The sequence below is a fragment of the Pseudomonas sp. P5_B2 genome (assembly GCF_056400445.1).
The window spans coordinates 1-12,309 of record NZ_JBFULH010000103.1; the positions used below are offsets into that span (position 1 = coordinate 1).

At 59.4% G+C, this 12,309-nt stretch carries 12 protein-coding genes; 2 read left to right on the forward strand and 10 right to left on the reverse strand.

All coding sequences use genetic code 11. The features are described 5' to 3' along the window. Positions 1-718: RidA family protein (locus AC1DRJ_RS11550; protein ID WP_477802251.1), on the forward strand; the 718-nt coding region annotated here is incomplete at its 5' end. Between the two features lie 89 nt (positions 719-807). Here the strand turns inward: AC1DRJ_RS11550 and AC1DRJ_RS11555 are convergent. The 3 genes from AC1DRJ_RS11555 to AC1DRJ_RS11565 are packed head-to-tail and all read right to left on the reverse strand — an operon-like array spanning position 808 to position 3,909. Then, positions 808-2,250 carry an MFS transporter gene (locus tag AC1DRJ_RS11555; protein ID WP_477802252.1) on the reverse strand — a complete coding sequence of 481 codons (1,443 nt, stop codon included), beginning with the start codon at positions 2,248-2,250 and terminating at the stop codon, positions 808-810. A gap of 56 nt (positions 2,251-2,306) precedes the next feature. Further along, the gene (gene aroE / locus AC1DRJ_RS11560) at positions 2,307-3,122 is read right to left on the reverse strand and encodes a shikimate dehydrogenase (protein WP_477802253.1); all 816 of its coding nucleotides are present in this window, start codon (positions 3,120-3,122) and stop codon (positions 2,307-2,309) included. Positions 3,123-3,144: 22 nt separating this feature from the next. Then, complete coding sequence (locus tag AC1DRJ_RS11565) at positions 3,145-3,909, reverse strand: SDR family oxidoreductase (RefSeq protein WP_477802254.1); 765 nt, start codon at positions 3,907-3,909, stop codon at positions 3,145-3,147. A gap of 142 nt (positions 3,910-4,051) precedes the next feature. Between AC1DRJ_RS11565 and AC1DRJ_RS11570 the strand changes: the two genes are divergently transcribed. Then, positions 4,052-4,945: a LysR substrate-binding domain-containing protein gene (locus tag AC1DRJ_RS11570; protein ID WP_477802255.1), complete on the forward strand. Its 894-nt coding sequence runs from the start codon at positions 4,052-4,054 to the stop codon at positions 4,943-4,945. Between the two features lie 7 nt (positions 4,946-4,952). Here the strand turns inward: AC1DRJ_RS11570 and AC1DRJ_RS11575 are convergent, their stop codons facing one another. The 7 genes from AC1DRJ_RS11575 to AC1DRJ_RS11605 all read right to left on the reverse strand — a co-directional run. Beyond that, positions 4,953-5,549 carry a sarcosine oxidase subunit gamma gene (locus tag AC1DRJ_RS11575; protein WP_477802256.1) on the reverse strand — a complete coding sequence of 199 codons (597 nt, stop codon included), beginning with the start codon at positions 5,547-5,549 and terminating at the stop codon, positions 4,953-4,955. Between the two features lie 3 nt (positions 5,550-5,552). Beyond that, the gene (locus AC1DRJ_RS11580; protein ID WP_477802257.1) at positions 5,553-8,450 is read right to left on the reverse strand and encodes an FAD-dependent oxidoreductase; all 2,898 of its coding nucleotides are present in this window, start codon (positions 8,448-8,450) and stop codon (positions 5,553-5,555) included. Next, a complete protein-coding gene (locus tag AC1DRJ_RS11585) occupies positions 8,447-8,746 on the reverse strand; it encodes a sarcosine oxidase subunit delta (RefSeq protein ID WP_477802258.1) in 300 nt (99 codons plus the stop codon). The genes AC1DRJ_RS11580 and AC1DRJ_RS11585 overlap by 4 nt, the downstream gene beginning before the upstream one ends. A gap of 13 nt (positions 8,747-8,759) precedes the next feature. Then, positions 8,760-10,001, reverse strand: coding sequence for an FAD-dependent oxidoreductase (locus AC1DRJ_RS11590; RefSeq protein WP_477802259.1), 1,242 nt, complete (start codon positions 9,999-10,001; stop codon positions 8,760-8,762). Beyond that, entirely contained in the window at positions 9,983-10,888 is a 906-nt protein-coding gene (gene folD, locus AC1DRJ_RS11595; RefSeq protein WP_477802260.1) for a bifunctional methylenetetrahydrofolate dehydrogenase/methenyltetrahydrofolate cyclohydrolase FolD, read from the reverse strand. The genes AC1DRJ_RS11590 and folD overlap by 19 nt, the downstream gene beginning before the upstream one ends. After that, positions 10,885-11,751, reverse strand: coding sequence for a formyltetrahydrofolate deformylase (gene purU, locus AC1DRJ_RS11600; protein WP_477802261.1), 867 nt, complete (start codon positions 11,749-11,751; stop codon positions 10,885-10,887). Before purU ends, folD begins: the two co-directional genes overlap by 4 nt. Positions 11,752-12,075: 324 nt before the next feature. Then, positions 12,076-12,309, reverse strand: a 234-nt coding sequence (locus tag AC1DRJ_RS11605) for a cupin domain-containing protein (RefSeq protein WP_477802262.1), incomplete at its 5' end; no start/stop codon positions are given.

Sequence of the window (12,309 nt, forward strand, 5' to 3'; positions counted from 1 at the left end):
GGTTGCGGGTGGTGCAAAAGAGCAGGCTAAACAGTGCTTGAAAAATATCAAAGGCATTTTAGAAGGTATCGACGTTCCGTTTGACGATATTGTCAAAATTAATATCTTCCTTAAAAACCTCTCGGATATTGAAGTTGTAAACGAAGTTTATACAACCTTTTTTCCAGACTCGGCGATCGCCCGGACCGTCGCCTATTTTCCTGCACGGACAGTCATTGCAGTGTCAGCTTTACCATTGGATGCGTTGGTGCAAATTGAAGCCGTTGTGTCGCACGGAGATGGCACGCCGCCGCAAGCTGTCGAAGACAGGCATGGACTCATCATAAAAGCGAACAATACCGCCAATGCGCCAAAAGGTTTTCTATCGACACACACTGTGGCTTTTTCTCATTACAACCATATCTCGGCGCAATTGCCTTTGGATTCAAAAACCGGTGAAGTGGTCAGTGGTGGTGTAAAAGAGCAGGCTGGGCAGTGCTTGAAACACATCAAGGCCATTGTCGAGAGTATCGATCACGTTTTGGAGGATGTGGTTAAGGTCAATATTTTCCTTAAAAATATTGAGGATATTGGTGCGGTGGATGAGGTGTACACCACCTTCTTCCCCGGTGGTGTTCCCGCACGAAGGACAGTGGGTGTATCGGCGTTGCCTAATGATGCTTTGATTCAAATTGAAGCGGTTGTAGCCAATGCAGAAGGCACGCCTCCAAACACATAACAGGCAATTTCTACTAAACAAAAAGGAAGTTGGGCGTAGGACCCAACTTCCTTTTTTAATCGGTGCAAAATGGCGCGGAGGTTGCGCCGTCACGCCGTGCGTGTGCGTGTGCGTGTGCTGGACTGCACAGATATCGCTGTTGCGGCACTGGCTATTTCCCAGGCATCACGGGGTTCGTCCAGGTCGCGATTGAGGGTTTCCGGGGTCTTGAATGTGGTGTACAGGGTGATCAATGTAAGCAGGCTCAAGTAGCAGGCAATCGGCAGCCAGGCGCCGATACCCGCGCTGGCGTCGCCGTCGTGGCTCGCTACGACCAGGGCGATGATGCCGGCACCGATCATCGGTGCAATGCCACCCGCGATCACTGCCGACGCTTCCCGGGCGATCGATACACCCATGTAGCGGTGACGCGAGCCGAACAACTCAGGCATCAACGCCGCCTGGGTCCCGAACATGCCCCAGGTCCCGATGCCCAGCGCGATGGAGATGGCAATGATGCTCGCTACCACGTTGCCCAGGCTGAGTACCCACCACACCGGAAAGGCCAGTGCCAGTTGCAGCAGCGCGAAGGCCCGGTAAACCACGACACGCCCAAAGCGGTCGCTGAGTTTGCCGGCAATCGGCACGGTCATCGCGCCGAGGCTGGCCGCGCAGATAAGGGTCAGCACGCCCACCGGCCCTTGCAGACCCACCACGCCAACGATGTAGCTCACCGCCAGGGCCTGGTAAATCGAGGAGCCGCCGTTTTCCCCCAGACGCAGGCCAATGCCGATCAGCAGGGTGGGTTTGGAGTGTTTCATTGCACTTTTCAGCGGGTTATCGCAGACGCGCTTCAGCGCTTTGAGGCGGATGAAGGTCGGTGATTCCTTGAGCGACAGGCGCATGTACAGGCCCAGAGCGACAATCACCACGCTGCTGAAGAACGGCACGCGCCACAGTCCGCTCTCGATGACGTTGTCATTGCCGCTGACCACCAGGAAATACACCAGCGCCGCGAGGATAGTGCCCAATTGGATGCCGAGGAACGGCAGGGCTGCATAAAAACCGCGCCGGCCCTCAGGAGCGTACTCAGTCATCATCACCGCAGCACCGGCCTGTTCGGCGCCGGCGCCCAGCCCTTGAAGCAGGCGCAGGATCACCAGCAGAACCGGTGCCAGGTACCCGACCTGATGGAAGGTCGGCAGGGCACCAATCAGGGTGCTGGAAATGCCCATCAGCAGCACCGTTGACGCCAGCACGAATTTGCGTCCGGCGCGGTCGCCGATCATGCCGAACAATACGCCCCCCAACGGCCGTATCGCAAAGCCCAGGAAGTAGGTGCCAAAACTGGCAATCAGACTCATGGCGCGGGTCTGTTCAGGAAAGAACAGCGGCCCAAAGATCAGCGCCGAGGCCAGTGTATAAAGAGCGAAGTCGTAGTATTCGAGGGCACTGCCCAGGGAGCAGGCCCAGGCTGCACGGTGCAGGTCTTTCTTGCGTTCGCTCGTGTCGGGGTTCAAGTCGACGTCGGATGGAGAATGATCGTGAGTCATCGTGGTGCCTCCAGGTGCCTTTACGGCATCTTGTTTTGGACAGGTAGTTGGGTTGCTTACAATTTCAAACGCTGTATTTCCTGGAGCATGGCCTGCTCCATGATGTCGATGGGCGCAACTTTTCCGGTGTACAACTCAATTTGCCGACACGCCTGGTGTACCAACATGCGGGTGCCGGTCACGGTGCGGCAACCCAGCGCTTTGGCTTGCTGCAGCAGAGCGGTCTGCACCGGCATGAATGCCACATCCATGACAATCAGGTGGCTGGCCAGGCGGCCGTCCAGCGGGTTGCTGTCGGGCTGTTTGAAACCCACGGAGGTCGCGTTGATGACGATGTCGAACGACTTGGCGGTGAATGCCTCGATGCCACCGCCCCACTGGGCACTCAAATCCTTGGCCAGAGCGGCACCACGTTCTGCACTGCGATTGAACACCTCGACCCGGGCTGCCGCTTGGAGGCAGCCGTAGACCACCGCACGAGCAGCGCCGCCGGCACCGATCACGGCGATACGCTTGTCGCGCAATTCGGTGACTTCCTGGAGGGCGCGTATCGCGCCCAGGTAGTCGGTGTTGTAGCCGGTCAGTACACCGTCGACGTTGTTGATGGTGTTGACCGCGCCAATCACTTGGGCGGCTTCCTCGATCGCATCCAAGTGCGCCATCACCGCCGTTTTGTAAGGCATGGAGACGTTCATGCCGCGCACGCCCAGCGCACGAATGGCCGCTACGGCGGCAACCGGATCTTCGACACCAAAACAGACAAACGTATAGTCCAGGCCCAAGGCCGCGTAAGCAGCGTTGTGGATTTTTGCCGAGAGCGAAAACGGCGAACCCATGATTGAGCCGCAGAGGGTTGGCAGGGATTGAGGCATGTTGGAGTCCTTGGCGCGAGAGTTAGACGACGCTGGTCAAGCCGCCATCGACGAAAAGGGTCTGGCCGTTAACAAAGTCGGACGCGGACGAGGCGAGGAAAACGGCCGCGCCGCACAGTTCCTCGACACGGCCCCAGCGCCCGGCGGGGGTGCGTTGCACCAGCCAGTCGGAGAAAGCCGGGTCGTCGACCAGCGCCTGGTTCAGTTCGGTCTGGAAATAGCCGGGGGCCAAGGCGTTGATCTGTAGGCCATGGCCGGCCCAGTCGGCACACATGCCACGGGTGAGCATGCGCACGGCGCCTTTGCTGGCGGCGTAGGGCGCGATAGAGCGGCGGGCCAGCTCGCTTTGCACCGAGCCGATGTTGATAATCTTGCCGCGCCGGCGAGCGATCATGTGTCGGGCCACAGCCTTGGACACATTGAACACACCATCGAGGTTGGTACTCATCAGCCGATGCCAATCTTCGGCACTGACGTCCTGAAGCGCCTGACGATGCTGCAATCCGGCGTTGTTGATCAGGATGTCTATCGAACCCAGGCGGTTTTCCAGAACATCGATGGCGGTTGCGACGGCTTGGTGGTCGGTCACGTCGAACACCGAGTATTCGGCATCCAGTCCTTCATCGCGCAACAGTGCGCAGGCGGCTTGGGCGCGTTCGGCGTCGCGGCCATTGAGCACCACTTGGGCACCAGCTTGTGCCAGTCCCCGAGCCAGGGCCAGGCCAATGCCACGCACTGAACCGGTGATCAGCGCTCGACGCCGATTGAGGCGAAAGCTGTCGATCATGGGCGTCTCCCTCTCTTGTATTTATGGATGGGCAATGGCGCCACTTTCAACCGCTATCACTCTGGCGTGCCAATCGTTTATGGTGATTCCGTGATCACCGATTGTGATCACCAAGAAACTCAGTGCCGAATCGGGAGCACAGATGGAACTCAAGCATCTGCGGGCTTTTGCAACCTTGGCCGAAGAGCTGCACTTCGGTCGTGCAGCGACGCGTCTGCACATTGTCCAGCCGGCCTTGAGTGCGCAAATACGTGCACTGGAGGAAGACGTCGGGGCGCAGTTGTTCGAACGTGACCGGCACCGGGTCGAGTTGACGGAGGAGGGGGCGCTGTTTCTGCCCGAGGCGCTGGCGACGCTGCGCCAGGCCGGGCGCGCCCGTGAGGTGTTGCAGCAGGCCGCGGCCGGAGAGGTTGGGGTGTTGCGTCTGGCCTTTGTGTCTTCAACGTTGTCGCACTTGTTGCCGGTGCTCGTGCGGACGCTGGAAGAACGCTACCCGCGCATCGAACTGGAGCTCAAGGACATGCCTTCGCTGCCGCAGGCCCGGGCCTTACTGGACAATGCCCTGGATTTTGGCTTGGTACGCCTGCCCTTGAATCTGCCTGGCGTGCACACGCGCATGCTCTTCGAGGAATCGTTGGTGGTAGCGCTGCCGCAAGACCACCCGCTTAGCACCCAGCGTCGAATACAGCCACAGGATCTGGCCGGGTGTCCGGTGCTGGTGCTGGCGCGCAAGTTCGCTCCCGGCTTGTATGACCAGATGTTGGCGGGATTTCACCGACGCAAGATCACCCTGACGATTGCCCGGGAGATGGGCGAATTCACTACTCAGTTGGCGTTAGTGGCCGCCGGTCTGGGCATCGGCATCTTGCCAAGCGGTGCCGCATCGGCGCTGCCAATCGGCGTGGTGACCCGGCCACTGACGCTGGCCATGAGCGGGGCGGGCATCGGCGTGGCCTGGACCGGTTTGGAAAACCCACGCAAGCGGGCGCTGATGCAGGTGCTCGACGAGCTCTATCCCGCGTCGGCACCTGCGTGATCTCCGCTTATTTCGATCCTCCACCGTTTTGAAGGCCCGAAAATTCCTGCATTGCATCCAGCAGAGCTTCGTGAAAATAAGCCATTGAAGCCCGGTCACACAGGATGAACACTCTCGGCTGTTGCAGCGTACTGGCGTTGATCACAATGACGTTGATGCGCGCAGCCGAGGTTTGCGCCACGGCGCCCGGGCCGAACGCCAAGGCGCTCAAGTCGACGCCACACAGTTTGGCCATGACGTCGCTGAGATGCTCACCGATGAGTTCAAAGCAGGCATGGCTGTCTTGTCGCGGCAGCAGATAATTGGCCTTGTGGTCCAACTCCCACCGGGCCTCTTCGTCGGCAACCCGTTCGCCTTGGTCCTGCAGGCTTCCCAGCAGCAGGTACTCGGTCTGGGACAGGCGCGCGACGGTACTGCCGTCGTCTTGTGTGACTGCGCAGTTGGGCGCGTCTGGCAGCACAAAGCGGCGGCTCAGCAAATACTCTGCGCTGCTTGCCCCGCGAAAACCGACCCGAGGCAGGTCGGTGAGATCGTTCAGCGCGCAGGCGGACAGGTGGGCAAGCTTAGGCTGGCGGGTAATAGATTGTTCTCTCAGGCTGGTCATGGCTCAAAGCTCCTGGCGCAGGTTGCTGGGATCAAGAAAGGGTAACGGCACGACTTCGGCCTGGACCACGCTGCCGCCTTCGACCCGGATCGGAATAAGTTGCCCCGGTGTGCTTTGATCTATGCCGGCGTAAGCCAGACCGATGATCTTGCCCAAGCTTGCTGAATATTCGCAGGAGGTGACGTTGCCGCTGATGTCCGGGCCGTTGAGCACCAGATGGCCTTCCAGCGGTTGCAGGCTGCCCTTGGGCAAGGAGAAACCCACCAGTTTGCGCTTCAGCGGTTGGGATTCGAGGATGTCAACCGAGCGGCGGCCGACGAAGAACGGCTTGTTGCGGCTAACCGCCCAGCCCATGTCGATTTCTGCCGGGTGAGTCATGCCGTCGGTGTCCTGGCTGATGATCACATGACCTTTTTCCAGGCGTAGCAGACGCTGGGTTTCGACACCGAAGGGTCGGATGTCGTGGGCCTTGCCGGCATCCATCAACGCATCCCAGAGTTTGAGACCATAGCGTGCCGGTACGTGGATTTCGTAACCCAGTTCACCGACAAAACCCACTCGTAGCAAACGAGCCTTGATCCCGGCAACCGTTCCCTGACGTACACCCAGGTAAGGGAACGCTTGCGCGCTCAGGTCGAGGTCGGTGCAGACTTTTTCCAGGACCTTGCGCGAGTCGGGGCCGGCGACGTTGACCGCACAAATCGCCGCGGTGACGTTGGCAACGTCCACGTCCAGGCGCCATTGTGCGTTCCACTTGAGCATTTGTTGATAGATGCGGTCGACACCGCTGGTGGTGGCGGTGACGTAGAAATGGTTTTCGGCAAACCGCGCGCACACCCCGTCATCGATCACCACGCCGTGCTCGTTGGTCATCAGCGCATAGCGAGAACGACCGATCGGCTGCTTGAGAAAGGCAAAGGTGTACATCCGGTTGAGCAGTTCGGCGGCATCCGGGCCGCGCACGTCCAGCCCGCCCAGGGTCGAGACGTCGATGATGCCGACCTTGTTGCGCACATGCAGCGCTTCAGCTTGCATGCAGGCATCACGATCCTTGGCGCTGCCGTAGTAGGCGGGGCGCTGCCAGATGCCGGCGGGCATCATCTTTGCGCCTGCTTGCACATGCCGGGTGTGCATCGGTGTTTGTCGGTACGGGTCGAAAGCCCTGCCGGCAACGTGCGCCAGTTTCTCCGCCACAAACGGCGGGCGTGCGGTGGTGACACCGGTTTCGCTGATGTTGCGTTGCGTCGCCCAGGCAACCAGCCGCGCAGTCGGCAGCGCTGAGTGGCGGCCTTGGGACGGGCCCATGCCCACGGTGGAGTAGCGTTTGACCAGTTGCACGTCGCGGTAGCCGATGCGGGTGGCGTTGACGATGTCAGCCACTTGCAAGTCCTCGTCAAAGTCGACGAAGTCTTTACCTTTAGGGTGCGGGAAAATAGGCCAGTTGAAATTGACCCGGTTTTCGCTGCCATAAGTTGCCCGCTGTGCGCCGACCGCAAGCCCTAGCGCAGACGCGGCGTCGGCACCGGCATTCACGCCGTCGGCGATGACGTTGTCGAGGCGGTGACGGCCATTGACTGAGCCGGCGACCGTCAGGTTTTCTGGCAGGCCACTAAGGTTGAACTCGGCACGCTGGTCGTCGTAGGCCAGTTTGCCACCCGCCTGACAGAGCAGTTGATAGACCGGCATGTAACCGGCGGACATGCACAACAAGTCGCAGTCCAGCTGTTGGCCACTCTCGGCGACCTGACCCTGGGCCGTGATCTTGCGCACGTCGACGCCGTTGATATGACGCATGCGTTTTTCGTGCAGCGCTTCATACACCGTGCTGTTGCGCATGCAAGAGATCTTGCGTTGGGCCAGCGCTTGTAGAAGCGATTCGTCGCCGGGCCCGTAACGCATGTCCACCACGGCGACAACTTCCACACCCTGGTCATGCAGGTCCAGTGCGGCGAGATAACCGTCATCGTTGCCCGTCAGCACCACGGCGCGTTTGCCCGGTTTGACCGCATACAACTTCATCAAGCGTTGGGCGGCGCTGGTCAGCATCACGCCCGGCAGGTCGTTGTTGCGAAAGACCACTGGCTGATCAAAGCCGCCGCTGCACACCAGGCATTGGCGGGCGCGCACCTTGTACATGCGTTTGCCCTGAATCACCGGCAGGTAGTTGTCAGTGAACCAGGCATTGCAGGTCGCTTCGGTGAGGATGCGGATGTTGGCGTGTTCCTCCACCGCAGCAAGCAGCTCGCGGCGCAGCGCTTCAGCTCGTTTGCCGTCTATGTCGAAACGGGCGTAGGTCAGCGAACCGCCGAGGATCGGCTGTTGCTCGATGAGCAGAACCTTCGCACCGGCATTGGCTGCTGTCAGCGCGGCGTGCAACCCGGCGGGCCCGGCACCGATTACCGCAACGTCAGTGAACAGATAAGCCTTGTCGTAGTACTCGGGCTGGAAGGTGAGGTCGAGCACACCGAGGCCGGCCTTCTTGCGAATGATCGGTTCCCAGACTTTCCACATGCCCTTGGGCTTGTAAAAAGAACGGTAGTAGAAACCCACCGGCATGAATTTAGAGAATTTACCCAGGTAGGCGTCCTTGTCGTTATCCAGAGAACCGTTGACGTTCTGTGCCGTCACCTGCAAACCGGCGGACAGCGGGTGAGCATCCGCCAGTACATTGGGCTCTTGGGGCAGCTGCACCAAGCTGTTAGCGTCCTGCCCAGCCATGGTCAACGGGCCGCGCGGGCGGTGGTATTTGAAGGAGCGGGAGATCAAAAAACGCCCGTTGGCCAACAGGGCGCTGGCGATGGAGTCACCTTGCACGCCTTGATAGCGAGCACCGTCGAAGCTGAAATCCAGTGGCTGATCACGGTCGATCAGCAGGCCCATCGGGGCGGGTAAACGGTTCATCCTGCGATCTCCTTGGCGGCGCTGAAGTCGACGCGGGCGGTGAAAAGTTCTTTGGGGTCGAAGGTGCGGATGATTTGATCGCTGACGGTGTGACGTTCCGCCAGAAACCAGTAGCTCGAAGGCGTGTGCATCCACCATTCGCGCACCACACCGGCGAGGTTGTCGGTGTTGAACACGTAATCCGCCCATTCGGCATCGCTGCAGCTAACCGGATCGGGCATCGGCTTGAATTCGCCGCCGTAAGTGAACTCGCTGATATTGCGCGGCCCGTTGAGCGGGCAATTGATGACTTTCATGGTCCGCTCTCCGTCAGTGACTGGCCGCCGTAGCGCCYATTTCGTTGACTTGCTGGAAGGTCGAAAAACGCTCAAGGGCGAAAGGCTTGATCAGATCCGGCACCTTGCCGCCACTGGCAACCAGCTCGGCCATGGTCTTGCCGCAGATCGGCGTCGCCTTGAAGCCCCAGGTGCCCCAGCCCGCGTCGAGGTAGTAATTTTTAACCGGCGACAGGCCCATGATCGGACTGTAATCGGGGGTCATGTCAGTGATGCCGGCCCATTGGCGCATCAGTTTTGCATTGGCCAGAAACGGGAACATCTCGATGGCGTGGGCCAGCAGGCTTTCCTTGAGGTCCAGCGTCGAACGGGTGTTGAACAGCGGATAGGGATCAGAGCCGCCGCCGAATACCACCTCGCCACGACTGGTCTGCTGCACATAACAATGCAGCGCGGAGGAACTCACCAGCGGATCAAGAAACGGTTTGAACGGCTGGGTGACCATCGCTTGCAGCGGGAAGGTCTGGATCGGTGAACGTATCCCGGCCTTGGCCATCAGCAACGAACTGTGTCCGGCAATCGCCTGCACTGCGCAACCGCACTTGATGGTGCCCCGATTGGTCTTGACCGCAGTGATCGTACCGTTCTCGATGATCAGGTCCTGGACTTCGGTGAGCTGGTGGATCTCCACCCCGCGCTTGGCTGCCTGCTTGGCGTAGCCCCAGGCCACGGCGTCGTGGCGTGCGGTGGCGCCGTCGATGTGCCAGAGCCCGGCGATGACGGGCAGGTGGCCTGGGTCGAGATTGAGGCTGGGCACCAGCTCGCGGATCTGCTGACGGTCGATCATCTCGGTGCGCCCGCCGAAGTGTTTGTTGACCTCGGCCCGCTGGCGGAACGAGCGCACGGTGGCATCGGTATGCGCCAGGGTCAGTTGGCCGCGCTCGGAGTACATGATGTTGAAATCGAACTCGTTGGACAGCCCCTGGAACATCCGCACCGACTCGGCATAAAAACGCACGCCTTCGCTGGTCAGGTAGTTGGAGCGAATCACCGCTGTGTTGCGCGCGGTATTGCCACCACCCAGATAGGACTTCTCCAACACCGCAATATTGGTGATGCCGTGGTACTTGGCCAGGTAGTAAGCCGTGGCGAGGCCATGGCCGCCGGCACCGATGATCACCACGTCATAGCTGCTTTTCAGCTCCCGGGGCGGTGGCAGATCCACTTCCACGGGGTACTCGGAACTGAGCCCGTATTTCAATAGATTGAATGGCATACGGCCTCCGATTGGCTGCGTTGAGCCTGATGTTGCATAAGGGCTGCGGTGACGGTGTTTTTCATCAGGAAAGCAATGGTCATCGGGCCGACACCCCCGGGAACTGGTGTAATGGCCGCGACATGGGGCAGGGCGCTGTCGAAGTCGACATCGCCCACAAGACGGCTGCGGCCCTGATCGTCGATGCGATTGATGCCGACATCGATCACCACAGCGCCGGGCTTGAGCCAAGCAGCGTCGATCAATTTAGGCCGGCCGACRGCGACGATGACGATGTCCGCCTGGCGACATAACGCCTGTGGGTCCGGGCTGCACGAATGCAGCACGGTCACTGAACAATCCGCCTTGAGCAGCAGGGCGGCCATGGGTTTGCCGACGATGTTCGAGCGGCCGATCACCACCGCGTGTTTGCCACGTAGATTCCCGCAGGTTTGCTCCAGCAAATACAGACAACCGCTGGGCGTGCAGGGCGCAAGCACCGTACGGCCCTGGCTGAGACCACCGACGTTTTCACTATGAAAACCGTCGACGTCTTTGCTCGGGGCGATGGCTTCCAACGCACGCAATTCATCGATATGAGCCGGCAGCGGCAATTGCAGGAGGATGCCGTTGATCGAGCGATCGTTATTCAGCGTGGTAATCAAGTTCAGCAATTGTTGCGTGCTGGTGTCGATGTTCAGCCGATGCTCCACGGAGCGAATGCCCACCTCTTCGGCGCGCAGTATCTTGTTGCGGACATAGACCTGACTGGCCGGATCGCTGCCCACCAGAATCACCGCCAAGCCCGGCTGGATGTCTTGCTCACGCAGGCTGTCCACATCCTTGCGGACTTGAGTCAGCACGCGGGCGGCGGCGGCTTTACCGTMGATCAATTTGAGCGTATTCACCGGAAGATCACCGTTCTGTCCTTATTTAGGAAAACCCGGTGTTCCAGGTGGTACTTGACCGCCTTTGACAGGGCTACGGTTTCGGTATCACGGCCAGTAGCGACCAAATCGTCAGGCAAGTACACATGATCAACACGCTGTACTTCCTGCTCAATGATCGGGCCTTCGTCGAGGTCGCTGGTCACGTAGTGTGCGGTTGCACCGATCAGTTTCACCCCGCGCTCGTAGGCCTGGTGATATGGCTTGGCGCCCTTGAAACCGGGCAGGAATGAATGGTGAATGTTGATCGCCCGGCCCGAGAGTTGTTTGCACAGATCATCGGAGAGGATCTGCATGTAGCGCGCCAGCACCACCAGTTCAGTGCCGGTATCGTCGACAATTTTCATCAACTCGGCTTCCTGCCGGGCCTTGGTGTCTTTGGTTACTGGCAAATAGATGAAGCGGATACCCTCGCGCTCGGCCATCGGCCGCAGGTCCAGGTGGTTGGAGACGATGGCGGTGATGGTCATGTCCATCTCGCCTTTGTGATAGCGGTAGAGCAGGTCGGTCAGGCAGTGGTCGAACTTGCTGACCATCAGCAATACACGCATCGGCTCGCGGGTGTCGTGCAATTCCCAGGTCATGTCGAAGGCCTGGGCGACATCTGCGAACCCGTCTTTGATCTGCTGGAGATCACCTTGGTGACCGTCGTTGAAACGAAACACCGCGCGCATGAAAAACCGGCCGCTGAAGTCGTCGTCGAATTGCGCCATTTCCCCGATGTAGCAACGGTTGTCAGCCAGGTAAGTGGTGACGGCAGCGACGATACCGGACACCGCGGGACAGGAGATCTTGATAATGAAATGGTTTTTTTCGTGTTGCATGACACGTCCTCGGGAAGATGGCGGCAGCTCATCGCATAGCGAAAAAATGTCAGCAGACAGCGGGCTCTTCAATGAGCGTATTTTCTTGGTGGGAATATAATATTCCTGTTGAGGGCTTTTATACGGGGAATGGAGGTGTGGCGTCTAGCGGTTTTGTGAAAGTTTTTTAACTGGTGGGAATTTTTATTCGCGTTTTTTGATTAGGTACACACGCAACCCTGTAGGACCCCGGCTTGCCGGCGATGGCGGTGGGTCAGGCGCTGTGATGGTGACTGAACTGCAGTCATCGCCGGCAAGCCGGGCTCCTACAGGGAAATGCCTCTATCACTCCTTATCGCTACCGTAATTCATAATCGACAACATCCGAATCGGCACCTGCACCAACTCCTCAGGCCCATGGGGAATCTCTCCTTCAAATGTCAGGCTGTCCCCAGCCTCCATCCGATACAGCTGATTCCCATGCCGATAAATCAGCTCGCCTTCAAGCAGATGCAGAAACTCAGTCCCCGGATGGGAGAAAGTCGGAAACTCTTCACTGGCGTCATCCATGCTCACCAT

What these genes read in the sequence shown, in the direction of transcription:
- aroE (WP_477802253.1), bottom strand. Translation starts at nt 3,122, where the DNA reads ATGCCTCAATCCCTGCCAACCCTCTGCGGCTCAATCATGGGTTCGCCG.
- AC1DRJ_RS11555 (WP_477802252.1), bottom strand. Translation starts at nt 2,250, where the DNA reads ATGACTCACGATCATTCTCCATCCGACGTCGACTTGAACCCCGACACG.
- AC1DRJ_RS11570 (WP_477802255.1), top strand. Translation starts at nt 4,052, where the DNA reads ATGGAACTCAAGCATCTGCGGGCTTTTGCAACCTTGGCCGAAGAGCTG.
- AC1DRJ_RS11565 (WP_477802254.1), bottom strand. Translation starts at nt 3,909, where the DNA reads ATGATCGACAGCTTTCGCCTCAATCGGCGTCGAGCGCTGATCACCGGT.
- purU (WP_477802261.1), bottom strand. Translation starts at nt 11,751, where the DNA reads ATGCAACACGAAAAAAACCATTTCATTATCAAGATCTCCTGTCCCGCG.
- AC1DRJ_RS11580 (WP_477802257.1), bottom strand. Translation starts at nt 8,450, where the DNA reads ATGAACCGTTTACCCGCCCCGATGGGCCTGCTGATCGACCGTGATCAG.
- AC1DRJ_RS11575 (WP_477802256.1), bottom strand. Translation starts at nt 5,549, where the DNA reads ATGACCAGCCTGAGAGAACAATCTATTACCCGCCAGCCTAAGCTTGCC.
- AC1DRJ_RS11585 (WP_477802258.1), bottom strand. Translation starts at nt 8,746, where the DNA reads ATGAAAGTCATCAATTGCCCGCTCAACGGGCCGCGCAATATCAGCGAG.